At 57.4% G+C, this 15,494-nt stretch carries 13 protein-coding genes; 4 read left to right on the top strand and 9 right to left on the bottom strand.

From position 1 onward, the window contains the following. Positions 1-271: 271 nt before the first annotated feature. The 3 genes from ACO1VH_RS09300 to ACO1VH_RS09290 all read left to right on the top strand — a co-directional run bounded on the left by ACO1VH_RS09300 (position 272) and on the right by ACO1VH_RS09290 (position 5,838). Positions 272-3,235 carry a Tn3 family transposase gene (locus ACO1VH_RS09300; protein WP_188422798.1) on the top strand — a complete coding sequence of 988 codons (2,964 nt, stop codon included), beginning with the start codon at positions 272-274 and terminating at the stop codon, positions 3,233-3,235. A gap of 31 nt (positions 3,236-3,266) precedes the next feature. After that, entirely contained in the window at positions 3,267-4,514 is a 1,248-nt protein-coding gene (locus ACO1VH_RS09295) for an MltF family protein (RefSeq protein ID WP_486244218.1), read from the top strand. Positions 4,515-4,635: 121 nt separating this feature from the next. Then, positions 4,636-5,838, top strand: a complete 1,203-nt coding sequence (locus ACO1VH_RS09290) for a multidrug effflux MFS transporter (RefSeq protein WP_486244217.1) — start codon at positions 4,636-4,638, stop codon at positions 5,836-5,838. 40 nt (positions 5,839-5,878) lie between these two features. Here the strand turns inward: ACO1VH_RS09290 and ACO1VH_RS09285 are convergent, their stop codons facing one another. From ACO1VH_RS09285 to ACO1VH_RS09250, 8 genes are all read right to left on the bottom strand, one after another. Continuing rightward, positions 5,879-6,505 carry a class I SAM-dependent methyltransferase gene (locus ACO1VH_RS09285; protein WP_486244216.1) on the bottom strand — a complete coding sequence of 209 codons (627 nt, stop codon included), beginning with the start codon at positions 6,503-6,505 and terminating at the stop codon, positions 5,879-5,881. A 76-nt stretch (positions 6,506-6,581) separates the two neighbouring features. Continuing rightward, positions 6,582-8,678: an elongation factor G gene (gene fusA / locus ACO1VH_RS09280; protein ID WP_486244215.1), complete on the bottom strand. Its 2,097-nt coding sequence runs from the start codon at positions 8,676-8,678 to the stop codon at positions 6,582-6,584. Between the two features lie 287 nt (positions 8,679-8,965). Further along, on the bottom strand, positions 8,966-9,250 hold the full coding sequence (locus ACO1VH_RS09275; protein ID WP_486244214.1) for a hypothetical protein: 285 nt from the start codon (positions 9,248-9,250) through the stop codon (positions 8,966-8,968). A 234-nt stretch (positions 9,251-9,484) separates the two neighbouring features. Continuing rightward, positions 9,485-10,774, bottom strand: a complete 1,290-nt coding sequence (locus ACO1VH_RS09270; RefSeq protein WP_486244213.1) for a multicopper oxidase family protein — start codon at positions 10,772-10,774, stop codon at positions 9,485-9,487. 12 nt (positions 10,775-10,786) lie between these two features. Beyond that, a complete protein-coding gene (locus ACO1VH_RS09265) occupies positions 10,787-12,226 on the bottom strand; it encodes a TolC family protein (RefSeq protein WP_486244212.1) in 1,440 nt (479 codons plus the stop codon). Next, on the bottom strand, positions 12,223-12,660 hold the full coding sequence (locus tag ACO1VH_RS09260; RefSeq protein WP_486244211.1) for a hypothetical protein: 438 nt from the start codon (positions 12,658-12,660) through the stop codon (positions 12,223-12,225). The genes ACO1VH_RS09265 and ACO1VH_RS09260 overlap by 4 nt, the downstream gene beginning before the upstream one ends. A gap of 109 nt (positions 12,661-12,769) precedes the next feature. Continuing rightward, positions 12,770-13,189 (bottom strand): hypothetical protein, encoded by a 420-nt coding sequence (locus ACO1VH_RS09255; protein ID WP_486244210.1) that lies wholly within the window; start codon positions 13,187-13,189, stop codon positions 12,770-12,772. 91 nt (positions 13,190-13,280) lie between these two features. Continuing rightward, a complete protein-coding gene (locus ACO1VH_RS09250; RefSeq protein WP_486244209.1) occupies positions 13,281-13,556 on the bottom strand; it encodes a metal/formaldehyde-sensitive transcriptional repressor in 276 nt (91 codons plus the stop codon). Positions 13,557-13,618: 62 nt separating this feature from the next. Here ACO1VH_RS09250 and dmeF point away from each other — a divergent pair, with 62 nt between their 5' ends. Then, positions 13,619-14,587 (top strand): CDF family Co(II)/Ni(II) efflux transporter DmeF, encoded by a 969-nt coding sequence (gene dmeF, locus ACO1VH_RS09245; protein WP_486244208.1) that lies wholly within the window; start codon positions 13,619-13,621, stop codon positions 14,585-14,587. Between the two features lie 24 nt (positions 14,588-14,611). Here the strand turns inward: dmeF and ACO1VH_RS09240 are convergent, their stop codons facing one another. After that, on the bottom strand, positions 14,612-15,307 hold the full coding sequence (locus ACO1VH_RS09240; protein WP_486244207.1) for an alpha/beta hydrolase: 696 nt from the start codon (positions 15,305-15,307) through the stop codon (positions 14,612-14,614). Positions 15,308-15,494 lie beyond the last annotated feature (187 nt).

The following is a 15,494-nucleotide window of genomic DNA, read 5'->3' as shown; positions in this document are numbered from 1 at the left end:
TTATGCTCGCAAAAGCTCGCCTTGGCAGCTTCCCACGGTCTAGTCATGCGCTATTCGGTCAGGAAACTGTTTGGGGCGAGCAGACAACGAAAAACGATAGCGAGACTATCGCAGAGATGCCACGCACTCTCTTGTGGCCGGCGGCAACAGGCCGCATCCCCGGCCGAGACACACATAGGCCAGCATCTATTTGATCAAGTTGACTTTGGAACACCTCATTGGCAGTGTATCAATTTTTTTCAAAATTGACTGCGTATGGCGGGAGCATAGTTTGAGCAGCATCCATGAAACGGCTTACCCACGCTTCAAGCCGGACTTGACCCAGCGTGAATTAGAAGAAATCTATACACCAAATGAGACTGAACAGCGTTTTGCACGCCGACTTAGTCGTAGCAATGCTTCACGGCTGTATTTGATGGTTCTGTTGAAAACCGTTCAACGGCTGGGTTATTTCCCGATGTTCGCGGAAGTGCCAGAAGCCATCGTGACTTTTATCACTAAATCCATTGGCGTACCCCCGGTACCGTTACGCGCAATGGTGGCGGAAGAGAAATCGCGCTCTCGGCGTGATTTTATCGATGTAATCCGTACATATTTGAAGATCCAGCCAATCTCAAAAGAGACGGACAAGGCAATCGAGTTGGCGGCAACGCAAGCCGCCCAAACCAAACAAGAATTGGCAGACATCATCAATGTCGTTATCGAAGAATTGATACGTCAGCGCTACGAACTTCCTGCATTCAGCCGCTTGAATCGCGCCGCATTTCGAATTCGAAATCACGTCAATGAACAATACTTTCACACACTGGCTGATCCATTGCCATCAGCCGTCATCAACCAGTTCGATGCCATGCTGATTCTCTCCCCCGGCCAGTTAATCACCGGTTGGCAACAAATAAAACAAGATCCGAGAAAGCCGACCAACACCGAAGTCCGCCAATATCTCGAGCGTGTGAAATGGCTCAAAAGCTGGGCTTGCGGATTGCCACAAGTTGACCATATTCCGGTGGCCAAGCGCACACAATATGTCAACGAAGCACGTGCGCTGGATGCAGCAGATCTAAAGGCCATGCAGCAGAACAAGCGCTATGCGTTGATGGTGTTGTTATTTCATTCGCAATTGAGTAAAGCACTAGACGATGCAGTCGATATGTTTATCCGCAAAATGCGAAAAATCCATACCGGTGCGGTAGAACAACTGCAACTGTATTATTTGGAACACCAAAAGCGTACGGAAAAACTCGTTTCGCAATTGCGTGATGTGCTTGAAGCGTTTCAAGAGGGAGAAACCGATCAAGAACGAGGCAAACGGATTGCCATTGCCATGCATGGCGATCCCGAAAGCCTTCTCGCCGAATGCGAGGAGCACATGGCCTATGCAGGAAACAATTATCTTCCGTTTATGTTGGCGCCATACCAGACACAACGGCCTTTGTTGCTGAACTGCTTGAGTCTGCTTGACCTGGAATCCACATCTGCCGACGTGTCTCTCATAGAGGCGATTCGGTTTGTTCTGGCGAATCGACAAAGCCACAAAGAATGGTTATCGATCGTTGGCACGAATATCAACTTGAAATGGCTCCCGGAAAAATGGCGGCGGCCTGTGACTGGCCAAAAATCGGGCGCTGTCATAGAAATCAACCGCAAGTACTTTGAACTCTGTGTTTTAACCGAAGCAATGCAGGAACTGCAGTCGGGCGATCTTTATGTGTCCAATAGCGATCAATATAGTGACTACCGCACCCAGCTAGTCGACTGGGATACCTATGAAGCCCAAGTCACAGAATATGGGGCGATGCTTGATTTCCCTACTGATTCCAAACAATTTGTCAGCAACCTCAAAAAATGGTTTTCTGACACAGCTTTCCGCGTCGATCAGGGTATGCCAAACAACGAGCATCTTGATTTAAACGGCAATGAAATCGTCTTGAAAAAACACGGCAAGGACACCAAACCTGCAGCTCTGGACCATATCGACAAAGAGATTACGGCGCGCCTTCCAGAAAAGAATATCCTCGACATCCTGGTTGAATCAGAGACGTGGCTCGATCTTCACAAACAGTTCGGAACCTTATCTGGCTTTGAAGCCAAAATTGACGATCCGCGTAAGCGATTCGTCACGACATTGTTTTGTTATGGCTGCAATCTCGGCCCTACTCAAACGGCGCGATCGGTCAAAGGGCTAAGCCGTAAGCAAGTAGCCTGGTTAAATTTGCACCATATAACTGAGGAGCGATTGGAAAAGGCAACTGTTCAAGTTATCAACGCCTATAACAAATTCGCACTCCCCAAGTTCTGGGGATCTGGAAAAAGTGCGTCGGCCGATGGCACCAAATGGAACATGTATGAGCAGAACTTACTGTCCGAATACCATATTCGGTATGGCGGATATGGTGGAATCGGGTATTACCACGTCTCAGACATGTATATCGCCTTATTCAGCCACTTTATCCCTTGTGGGGTCTACGAGGCTATCTACATTCTGGACGGTCTTATCAAGAACGAATCGGATATTCAGCCTGATACGCTGCATGGTGACACGCATGCTCAGAGCGCACCGGTCTTCGGCTTGGCATATCTGCTGGGTATCAATTTGATGCCGCGTATTCGTCAGCTGAAAAAACTGGTTTTTTACAAGCCAGAACGAGGCGTACGGTATGAACATATTAATGGCCTGTTCAGTGAAGCCGTCAATTGGGAAATTATCGAGACCCATTTGCCAGATATGTTACGCATTGCCTTATCGATTAAAGCCGGCAAAATCACGCCATCGACGATCCTACGGCGGCTCGGGACTGCAAGCCGAAAAAATAAGCTTTATTTTGCCTTCCGTGAGTTGGGGCGCGTGGTCAGAACAGAGTTTCTGTTGAAATATATTAGCGACCTCGATCTGCGCAAAACTATCAACGCAGCGACAAACAAGAGTGAAGAATTCAATCAATTCATCAAGTGGCTATTTTTTGGCAATCAGGGCGTGATTGCTGAAAATGTCCGTCATGAGCAACGTAAGGTAGTGAAATACAATCAGTTGGTGGCCAATCTGGCAATTTTGCACAATGTCGAGGCAATGACGGGCGTGCTGAAGGATATGCAGGAAGAGGGACTGCCCATAACCGAGGAAGTGTTGGCCTCTTTGGCGCCATATCGTACTGAACATATCAACCGATTCGGGGATTACACCTTAGATTTTGATCGAGTGGTTCCGCCAATGAACTACAAGACAAAAATTATTTAAATCAAAAAGTTAGGTGGGATTTTGGCAAATTTTGCAAGAATCCCGGCCGTCCCTCCTGTTGCGCGATTTCGAGCGGTACATCAACAGGAAGTACGCCAAACAACTCGGCAAACGGCCGCTGACCATCTATATCATCCCGACCACGCGCGACAAACTGATCAGCGGCCTTGAGCAAGGTCTGGGAGACATCGCGGCCGGCAATCTGACGGCAACGCCAGAACGCATGAAGATCGTCGATTTCGTCGCGCCCAAGGATGCGTTGCCGGCATCCGAATTGCTGATTACCGGCCCCAAATCCCCTGCCGTCGCCACGATCGACGATCTTTCCGGCAAGACGGTACATGTGCGTCCTGCGTCGAGCTACTACCAGAGCCTGGTCGCGCTCAATGAGCACCTGAAGAAGATCGGGAAAGCGCCGGTGAAAATCACGCCGCTGCCGGATGAACTGGAAGACGAGGACATCCTCGAAATGCTCAACGCAGGCCAGCTTGCATTTACCGTGGTCGACGCATGGAAAGCAAAGATATGGGCGCAGGTGCTGCCCAAGATCAAGGTCAGAAACGACATCGTGCTGCGCAGCGAAGGCTATATCGGATGGGCCATACGCAAGAAAAGTCCCAAGCTTGAAGAAGCCATTGTCGACTATTACAAGAAGCAGGTCGTCAAAACCGGCGGCATCGCCGGCCGTATCGCCAGCTACAACAAGCGCATCAAGCAGATCTCGAACAACACGTCCAGCGCCGAAATGAAGCGTTTCGAAAGCACGCTGGATCTATTCGAGGAATACGGCGCCAAGTATGGTTTCGATCCGTTGATGCTGGCCGCGCAGGGTTATCAGGAATCGCGGCTCGACCAAAATGCGCGCAGCCATGTCGGCGCCATCGGCGTCATGCAGATCATGCCGGCAACCGGCAAGGAGCTTGGAGTCGGCAATATCCACAAGATCGAGCCGAATATCCATGGCGGTGCCAAATACATGGACAAGCTGATGACGCGCTATTTCCCCGATGCCAAGTTCAGCGAATCGGACCGGCCGCTGTTTGCTTTCGCCAGTTACAACGCTGGCCCCGGCAATATCTCCAAGATGCGCAAGCTGGCGGCGAAGCGCGGGCTCGATCCGGACAAATGGTTCAACAACGTTGAGATTGTGGTCGCCGAGAAGATCGGCATCGAGACTACGACTTATGTGCGGAACATCTACAAATACTACGTTGCCTACAAACTGATCCTTGACGCCCAGGCAGCGCAGCAAGGTGCACGGAAAAAATTCGGCAATTAGAACAGGCAATGCAACCAATCCACAGGCGACAGCGGCATGCCACATGGAAAGAGGCATCCGCTGTCCAAGTGCATGAAACAAAATTGATTTAAGATGCGCGCTTCCCTCCTCCGCGCCAACGATGAACTCCCATTTTTATAAAAACGCCCTTGTACTGGGCCTGCTGTCGGCCATCGGTCCATTCGCCATCGACATGTATCTGCCGGCATTGCCGTCGATCGGCGCCAGCCTCGATGCGCCGGCCAATGCCGTGCAGGCCAGCCTGATGGCGTTTTTCATTTCGCTCGGCATCGGCCAGTTGCTGTACGGCCCGATCTCGGACATGGTCGGCCGCAAGCCGCCGCTGTATTTCGGATTGCTGCTGTTTGCCGTCTGCAGCGTCGGCTGCGCGCTGGCACCGAATATCCATACGCTGATCGTGCTGCGTTTCCTGCAAGGACTGGGCGCAGCAGCCGGCATGGTGATTCCGCGTGCGATCGTGCGCGATCTGCATACCGGCCATGATGCGGCACGGCTGATGTCGCTGCTGATGCTGGTGTTCAGCGTGTCGCCCATTCTGGCGCCGCTGGCCGGCAGTTTTCTGATCGAATGGAGCGGCTGGCGCAGCGTATTCTGGGCGGTGGCCATTGCCGCCGGGCTGGCGCTGATTCTGCTCGCCAGCGGCCAGCAGGAAACGCGTACACCCGAGCAGCGGGTCGGCAGCAGCGTCAGCGGTGCGCTGAAAGCCTATCTGTTCCTGTGCCGCGACTGGCATTTCCTGGGACTGGTCTTCATCGGCTCGTTCGGCGTGGCGAGCTTCTTCACCTATCTGGCCAATTCGTCGTTCGTGCTGATCAACCATTACGGCCTGTCGCCGCGCGAATACAGCCTCGCCTTTTCGGCGAACGCGGCATCCTTCATCGGCGTATCGCAGTTCACCGGCCGGCTGAGCCGGCGCTACGGACTGGTGCCGGTCGTGAAGGTCGCCGTCACCGGATTCACCATCATGATGGCAGCGTTGATGCTGCTGAATCTGGCCGGCGTGACGCGGCTGGATGTAATGCTGGTAATGCTGTTCATCGGCTACGGCTTTCTCGGCCTGGTGGTGCCGACCACGGCCGTGTTGGCGCTAGAGGAACACGGCGAAATTGCCGGCACCGCTTCGGCATTGATGGGAACGCTGCAGTTCGTGACCGGCGCCGTGATGGTTGCGCTGATCGGCCCGTTCGCCGACGGCACCGCGCGGCCGATGGTGGTCGGCATCGCCGTTTGCGCGATCGCGGCTTGGGTGATCTCGGCGATCACCTTGCGCCATGTGAGAGAACATTCTGCTGGATCGAACTGATTCGATTCGCTGTTCTCACCGCTTCAGGAAAAGCCGGAAATCAGGAAACGGTCGCCTCGCCCCAATAGTTATACGAAAGCGAGCGCGGCCAGGCGACATAGGCCGATTCGCCGTTCACGGTAAAACCAGCCTGCTTCAGCAGCGACGGCACATGACGTGTCAGGTGGCAGCCGCCAGCGACTTTCGACCAGTACGGTTCCAGCCGCGCCTGATGGCGCGCCACATGCGCATCGGGCGCTAGCCCGTGTTCTGCGTACAGCAGTCTGCCGCCGGGACGCAGCACACGGCGCATCTCGTGCAAGGCCGTCAGCGGATCGGGAATCGAACAGAGCGTGTAGGTGCAGACGATGCAGTCGACGCTTGCGTCCGGCAGTGGCAGCCGTTCTGCCGATAGCTGCAGCAATTCGACCGGCAGATCGGCGCGCAGACTGCGACGCCGCGCCAGCGCATGCATCTGCGCGGCCGGATCGACGCCGATCAATTTTTCGATTTGCTGCCGCTTGTAGAACGCCAGGTTCAGGCCGGTGCCAATGCCGATTTCCAGCACCTGCCCCGCCGCACGCGGCACGATCAGTTCGCGTTGCCGCGCGATCGGCGCCATGCCGCAAGCGACATCCAGCAGATACGGCAGCACGTGCCGGTCGTACCAGCCGGGCGAATGGCTCATTTTCGGAACCGGCTGGTGCGACATATGCGGGCTATGCGATACATGTGATCTCGCAACCGCAGGCCGGCAACGGCCATCATTTCGTGGCGACCTGATCGAGAATATGCTTGGGCACCGGCGCGTAGTGCTTGAACTCCATCGTGTACGTTGCCCTGCCCTGCGTCAGCGAACGCAGCGTCGTCGAATAGCCGAACATCTCGGCCAGCGGCACTTCGGCGCGTACCAGCTTGCCGCCGCCACCGGCGATGTCGTCCGTGCCCTGCACCATGCCGCGCCGCGACGACAGATCGCCCATCACGTTGCCGAGGAATTCCTCCGGCGTCTCGACTTCGACGTGCATCATCGGCTCCAGCAGCACCGGATTGGCGCGGCGCATGCCTTCCTTGAAGGCCATCGAACCGGCCATGCGGAAGGCATTCTCGTTCGAGTCAACATCGTGATACGAACCGAAGGTCAGCGTGACTTTCACGTCCACCACCGGATAGCCGGCCAGCACGCCGCTCTTCAGCGTTTCCTGGATGCCCTTGTCGACTGCCGGAATGTATTCGCGCGGAATCACACCGCCCTTGATCGCATCGACGAACTCATAGCCTTTGCCCGCTTCCAGCGGTTCCATCGTCAGCACCGCATGGCCGTACTGGCCGCGGCCGCCCGACTGCTTGACGAACTTGCCTTCGACGTCGCTCACCGTCTTGCCGATGGTTTCGCGATAGGCGACCTGCGGCTTGCCGACCGTGGCTTCGACGTTGAATTCGCGTTTCATGCGATCGACCAGGATTTCCAGATGCAGCTCGCCCATGCCGGAAATGATGGTCTGGCCGGATTCCTCGTCGGTATGCACGCGGAACGACGGGTCTTCCTGCGCTAGGCGATTGAGCGCGATGCCCATCTTTTCCTGATCGGCCTTGGTCTTCGGCTCGACCGCCTGCGAAATCACCGGCTCCGGAAAGATCATGCGTTCCAGGATGATGACCTTGTCGGTGTCGCACAGCGTGTCGCCGGTCGTCACATCCTTCAGCCCGACGGCGGCCGCGATGTCGCCCGCGTAGACTTCCTTGATTTCCTTGCGCTCGTTCGCGTGCATCTGCAGGATGCGGCCCAATCGCTCCTTCTTGCCCTTGATCGGGCTGTAGACGGTATCGCCCGAATTGACGACGCCGGAATACACGCGGAAAAAGGTCAGCTGGCCGACGAAGGGATCGGTCATGATCTTGAAGGCGAGCGCGGAGAACGGCTCGTCGTCGCCGGGATGACGCTCGATTTCGCGGTCCTGTTCGTCGTGACCCTTGATCGCCGGCACGTCGATGGGGGACGGCAGATATTGAATAACTGCATCAAGTAACGCCTGTACACCCTTGTTTTTAAAAGCACTTCCGCACAGCATCGGCACGATTTCCCCGGCCACCGTACGGCGACGTAGCGCGCCGACGATTTCCTCTTCGCTCAGCATTTCGCCGCCGAGGTATTTGTCCAACAAGGTTTCATCGGCTTCGGCAGCGGCTTCGACCATCTTGTCGTGCCATTCCTGCGCCTGATCCTTCAGCTCTGCCGGAATCTCGCCGTACTCGAATTTCACGCCCTGGCTGGCTTCGTCCCACAGGATGGCCTTCATCTTGACGAGGTCGATCACACCCTGGAAATGGTCTTCCGCGCCGACCGGCAGCTGAATCGGCACCGGATTGCCCTTCAGGCGATCCTTGATCTGCTGGTAGACGCGCAGGAAATCCGCGCCGATGCGGTCCATCTTGTTGACGAAGGCCAGACGCGGCACCGCGTACTTATTGGCTTGGCGCCAGACGGTTTCGGATTGCGGCTGCACGCCGCCGACCGAATCGTAGACCATCACCGCGCCGTCCAGCACGCGCATCGAACGCTCGACCTCGATCGTGAAATCGACGTGGCCCGGCGTGTCGATGATGTTGATGCGGTGTTCGGGGAAATTGCCGGCCATGCCTTTCCAGAAGGCGGTCGTCGCGGCCGACGTGATCGTGATGCCGCGCTCCTGCTCCTGTTCCATCCAGTCCATGGTTGCCGCGCCGTCGTGCACCTCGCCGATCTTGTGGTTCACCCCGGTATAGAACAGCACGCGCTCGGTGGTCGTGGTCTTGCCGGCGTCGATATGCGCCGAAATACCGATATTGCGATAACGCTCGATGGGGGTTCTGCGGGTCATGACTGTGCCTTTCGAAAATAGGATTCGCGCCGGCGACGGCAGGTGTTGCATGTTACTGCTTTCGCGGAAAAGTCGCGGGAAATGCAGGTGGAGCGCGATTTTCTCGTCCCGTTGGATGCCGGAGAGCCGACTATATGCCGGCTGGAATCATGTTTTCAAGTAAGGAGAAATCGTCTTGCGGGATGAATAGTCCGGCAGCCGGGCAGCATAAAAATGGCAATAAAGTGGCAATAAAAAAGCCCGCCGAAGCGGGCTTTGAGGGAAGCGGACTACGGCATTCGCATGGATTATTCGTCGACATCGTCCGGCCCGAGTCCTTGCTCGATACGGTCGACGTCGATATCGCGCATGCCCGTGTTGTCGTCGCTGCGCTCGACACTGGCGCGCTCGCCGGTTCCGGTCGCGTCGGTGTCGCCATGACGACCGGGCGTGCCGACCATGTCGCTGCCGCTATCCGACGAATCGCTTGGACCGAGGGCATCGATGTCATGTCCCTCACCCAGCCTGTGTTCCTGTGCGCGATCCAGTTCAAGATTGTCGGCATTGTCGGGATCGATGGTGCTTTTGCTCATGATGTCCTCCTTGGTCTGGAATACCTTCATGCTAGCAATCGACTGCCGCATCGCGCATAGGAAAACACGGGCAATCCATGTAAGAAATTTACAGTGACATTTTCTGCAATATCACTTTAATTTTTATTCACAAGTCATTGTTTTTAAATGAACATAAATTATAGAGAATAGTTGATGTCATGGATGAGATACGGTCACGAATAGAGCAACTTTTCTTTGCGGTAATGGCGAACGTCATTCCTTCTTTCCATTCAGGTCGTAAGCCACACTTCCCTTCGGATGCCTGTACCAGCCCGGATCCTTGTAATCGCCGGGCCGCTGATCCTTCCTGATCTTGACGGTGGTAAACATGCCGCCCATCTCGATCGGTCCGAACGGGCCATTGCCGCTCATCATCGGCAACGTGTTTTCCGGCAGCGGCATCTGCATGGTGCCCATGTCGGCCATGCCCTTGCTGCCCATTGCCATGTAATCCGGAATGATGCGTACGATCTTTTCGGCGATCTTGCGCTGGTCGACGCCGATCATTGTCGGCACGTCATGCCCCATCGCATTCATCGTGTGGTGACCCTTGTGGCAATGGAATGCCCAGTCGCCCGGCTCCGTCGCATCGAACTCGATCGCGCGCATCTGGCCGACGGCAACATCCGCCGAGACTTCCGGCCAGCGCGCACTCGGCGGAACCCAGCCGCCGTCGGTGCCGGTCACCTCGAATTCATGGCCGTGCAGATGAATCGGATGATTGGTCATGCTGAGATTGCCGCAGCGAATGCGCACGCGGTCGCCCTGCCGACAGACGATGGGATCGATGCCCGGGAAGACACGGCTGTTCCACGTCCACAGGTTGAAATCCAGCATCGTGTTGACGCGCGGCGTGCTGCTGCCGGGCTTGATGTCGTAGGCATTGAGCAGGAAGACGAAGTCGCGATCGACGCGATATTGCTGCGGGTCTTTCGGGTGCGTGACCCAGAAGCCCATCATGCCCATCGCCATCTGCGTGACCTCGTCGGCATGCGGGTGATACATGAAGGTGCCAGGACGTTTCGCCTCGAATTCATAGACGTAAGTCTTGCCCGGCGGGATCTGCGGCTGCGTGACGCCGCCGACGCCGTCCATGCCGTTCGGCAGGCGCTGGCCGTGCCAATGGATGGTCGTGTGCTCGGGCAGTTTGTTGGTGACGAAGATGCGGACCTTGTCGCCCTCCACCACTTCGATCGTCGGGCCGGGGCTGGAGCCGTTGTAGCCCCATAGCGTGGCGTGCATGCCGGGCGCCAGCTCGCGGATCACCGGTTCGGCGATCAGGTGGAATTCCTTCCAGCCGTTCTTCATCCGCCATGGCGCGCTCCAGCCGTTCAGTGTGACGACGGGGTTGAACGGTCGGCCGTTCGGCGGTGCCGGCGGCGGCATCGTATGTGCGTGCGAGATGATCTGCGCCTCGGGAATGGCGGCCGCATTGGCGCGACTGACCAGGCCTGCGCCGATCAGCGCCGTTGCGCCGCTCAGGAAATGTCTGCGTGAAACCATGTTCGTTCCTCGTCAATGTTCTTGGTTGCCGGAGATGGCCGTCGATGTGGACGACAAGGCCGTACTCCCTTGCTGGTTGATGGGGCCTGTGCCGTTGATCGCAGTCTGCAGATCGATTTCGGCCAGCCAGTAGTCGCGTTGCGCGGCGATGGCGGCGCTGACGCTTTGCATCTGCATGCGTGCGTCGGCCAGCAGATCGAAGACGCTGGCCAGCATGCCGTTGTAGCGCAGCAGCATGTCGTCCGATAGCTGCTTGCGTAGCGGGATCACTTCATCGCGATAATGGCGTGCCAGATCGTAGGCCGTGCGCCAGGCGAGATAGGCTTCCCGCACTTCGGATCGGGCACGGATCGCCGTCTCGGCGGTGCGATGCACGGACTGCATGTACAGCGCCTCGGCCTTGCGGGTCCTGGCTTCGCCCCAGTCGAACAGCGGCAGTTCGATGCTGACTTCGTAGCCGTTGCTGCGCGATTTGCCGGTCTCGCTCTTGTTGACGTACCCGGCATCGAGCACGTTGATGAAGCGCGTCGTCTTTGTCAGGCCCAGTGCATCGGCGGTGGCGGTTGCGTTGTGCTTTGCGATCTGTATGTCGAGTCGCTGCGTCATGGCACGCGCTTCCAGATCGGTCATTGCAGGCAGTTGTGCCGGCAGTGCCGGCAAACGGTCGGGCAACGTGAATGCCATATCGGATTGCCACAAGCCGAGCAGACGCGTCAGCCTTTCGCGCGCAGCCGAGGCCGTCTGGCGGTCGCGTGCCAGTTGTGCCGCCGCTTCGGCATGGAACAGTTGTTCGCGCGTGGCATCTTGCAGGTTCCAGTTGCCGACTTGCCGCATCTGCCGGGCCAGTTCGGCGCCGGCTTGCGCCGCTTCGTTTGCACGCTCCATCAGTTGCGCGCGCTGCTCCGATGCCACGGCTTCGAACCAGGCGCGACGCACGTCGGCGGCCAGCGCGATGACGTCGGCTGCGGCTTGCAGCTTGGCCTGCTCGAAACGGCCGCTTTCGATACGGCTGCGCATCGACATCGTCAGCAGGCCGGCGAGATCGAAGAAGACGCCGCGATCGATCTCGTCATCGCCGCCCCCGCTCAGGCGCCCGAATGAAAAGCCCGGATTGCGCAGGCGGCCGGCCTGCACCAGATCTGCTTCGGCCACGCCAACCTCGGCCAGCGATGCCTGCAAGCCGCGATTGTTGAGCAATGCGATGCGCACGGCACTATCTGCATCCAGCGGCTTGGCCAGCATGTCGCGCACTGCCTGCCGGCTCGCGTCGTTCTGGTTGAGGCCATTCTGCGATATCGGTTGGCCGATGCGCTCCGCCGTCATCGCAGAGACGTCGTTCATGCCGCCGTCCGTAGAGAACGATGCGCAACCGGACAGCAATATGACGACGGCAAGCGCAGCCGTGCACTTCAGCGCAGCGGGACGTTGGGAAAAAGACGGACGGCGCGTCATTTCCCGCCTCCATGATGGTGCTGATGCATGTCATGTCCAGCGCCGTGCCCGGTATTGCGATCGACAGGATGAGCAGTCTGGTGGTCAGTTTGGTGGTTGGCCTGATGGCCGGTTTGATGATTGGCGTGATCGGCATGCGATGCATCGCCCTGCGATTTGGTGTCGGACGACGGCATCTGCATGTGGCCCGCATGCATATCCGACTTGCTCACGGCATCGTTTGCTGCGCGCCAGGCGTGGCTGGACGGACGCACCGATTTGCGCATTTCAGCGCTTTCCCGATAGCCGTCGAAAACGGAACGGTATGCAGGCGCAGAAGCGGAATATGCCGCGTCCGCCGGATCAGCGGAAGGTGCGGAGACAGGCGGTTGTGCGTGGGCGCTCAACGCGAAGACGGCCGACAGCCCTGCCGGCAATAGAAAAATCGATTTCATGATGTTCTCGTTCGTGAAGATCAAAATGATCAAAAACGCGCGATCGGGCGAATACGCCATCCGCTAAACGGACGGACGCATCAGCTTGCGACCGGCGGGAACCGGATAGCTAAACGAGAACGGTTCTGGGAGGACGCTTGATGCCGTCGGGAACGTGGCCGACGAAGGAGGAAGCCGGCGTGACGACGACCGGAGTGGAAGCAATGGCCGACAGCGGCCAGTCGGAAGAAGACGGCAATGCAGTCAGGCCGACGTAACAGGCAGCACAGGCGCTGCATTTTGCATCGCCAAGCTTGGCGGGAACCGGCGAGGAATCGCCGTGCATGTCTGCGGCGGCCGCTTCGTGCATGCCGTCATGCATCGCGTGATGATTCTGCGCACGCGGCGTTTCATGCGATGTGTAGCCGGATGCCTGTGCCGGATGATGCATCGTCGGCGCGCAGGAAATCTGCGTGGCTGCAGCCCATCCCTGCACCGGCAAGGCCAGCGCAAGAAGCCACAGCAATACGATTTTGACGATGCGATTCATGCGGGAAAGTGTAGCACGGCAGTTTTGCGCATCGTTCATCCTGTGTCATTTTTCTGCGTCTGTTTTCGTATTACGACAGCTATCTGGATGACTATTTCAGATAGGAACGCAAAACGCCGACCACCTGTTCCAGATCGTCGCGCCTCTGTGCCGCCGTCACCTTGTCCGAGCCCAGATGTTCGCGGATATGCGTTTCCAGCACCTGTCCCATCAAACCGTTGGCTGCACCACGGATGGCAGCGATCTGCTGCAGGATGGCGCCGCAATCGGCTCCCTGTTCCAGCGCCTTCTCCAGTGCCTGCGCCTGCCCCTTGATGCGCCGCACGCGGGCCAGCAGCTTGCCGTTGTCGCCTGTCATGTGTGACATTTCACTCTCCCATCCTCGGAACTGATAATATACTGGGGTACAGTATATTCGGAAACGCACTCATGTCCACATTCGACGATCATCTTCCCGTTCATGACCATGTCTTCAACGACGACAATCCGCTGGCGGAAAGAAAGACGCTATGGGCGCTGGCCCTGACGATGACGATGATGGTGGCCGAAATCAGCGGCGGCTACCTGTTCAATTCGATGGCGTTGCTGGCCGATGGCTGGCACATGAGTTCGCACGCCGTGGCGCTCGGCCTGTCGGCGCTGGCCTATGTGCTAGCAAGACGGCTGGCGCATGACGTGCGCTTTGCATTCGGCACCTGGAAGATCGAGATTCTCGGTGGTTACACCAGTGCCCTGCTGCTGCTCGGCATGGCCGCGCTGATGTTCTGGCAATCGTTCGAACGCCTGTTGAATCCGCAGGCCGTTCATTACGACCAGGCGATTTCCCTTGCCGTCGTCGGCCTTGTTGTCAATCTGGCTTGCGCCTGGCTGCTGAAGGATGATCATCATCACCATCATGGCCATGAACATGCGCACGACCACGACCATGATCACGATCATCATCATGGCCATCATCACCATGATCTGAACCTGCGTTCAGCCTATCTGCATGTAGTGGCTGACGCCGCAACGTCGGTTCTGGCAATCGTCGCACTGTTCGGCGGCAAGCTGTACGGCGCGACCTGGCTGGATCCGGTGATGGGCATCGTCGGCGGCGTGCTGGTGTCGGTGTGGGCAGTCGGATTGATACGCGACAGCGGCCGTATCCTGCTCGACGCGGAAATGGATGCGCCGGTCGTCGATGAAATACGCGATGTCATTGCCGCCAGCCCGATCGCTGCACGTATTTGCGATCTGCATGTCTGGCGCGTGGGCAGGCAGAAATACGCCTGCATCCTGAGTCTGGCTGTCGCCGAGGATGTGCCACCGGATTACTTCCGCCGGCAGCTCGCCATCCATGAAGAATTGGCGCATGTGACTGTGGAGATCACGCACGCCCCGTCGCTACAGACGCCATAAGAGACTGCCGGCGCCGTTGGACGATCAGTCGGCGGCCGGCCGGTCGAGGAAGAAATTGACCGCGAGCTTGACGATAGGCGGATGGATGATGTGCTTTTCGTTGAACTCGACGTATTGCACATCGTAGCCTGCGGCTTTCAGCTGATCCGCATGCTTGCGGCCGCTGGTCTCGATCGGCAGTTGTTCGTCGATTAATCCGTGCGAGATGAAAACCTTGGGCGAACCCTCTTGCATGAAGACCGACATGAAGCCGCCGGAGAATACGATCACATGGCTGACCAGATCGCCGTTCGTGATGCCCATCGACAGCGAATAGCTGCCGCCGTCGGAGAAGCCGGCAAAGCCGAAATGGCTGGTATCGATCTGGTAACGCGAGAAGACTTCATTCAATTCCTGTTCCAGGCGTTCCAGATCCGGGCCGCTGCCACCGATGACGATATCCCAGGTCGGATACAGCGAATGCGGCGCCAGGATCAGGAAACCTTCGCGTTCCGCATGCTCTTCCAGGAACGGCAACACCTTCTCCGGGAAGCCGCCCGCGCCGTGAAACATCACCAGCAGCGGAACCGGCCCTTCCTTCGGCAAGCTGGATGGCACGTACAGTACGGCATCCCGTTCGGCGAAGAGGCCGAGATGATTGCGGCCCGGATTGGCGAACGGCGGCTTGCTCGGTGCAATGTGCGTGAAGGAAAGACGGCCCATCAAGGAAGGTGCAAACATGGCGATCTGATCGTTGTGATTGTTGTGGATGAAAGCAGCGGCCGCATGCAACATTTCGCATCTGCATCAAATGCGCATCGACTTGGCGTCAATGGCGGCCAACCTCGGATTATGGCAAATTTTATCCCGGCCGGACATGGCCGGAATCTGGCAATCCTGTTGGAACAGACGCAAAGCCGTCATTGAG

The organism is Oxalicibacterium sp. (assembly GCF_057353965.1).
The sequence above is the reverse complement of the archived record's forward strand: the minus strand, read 5'-3'. Positions and strand labels throughout refer to the sequence as shown.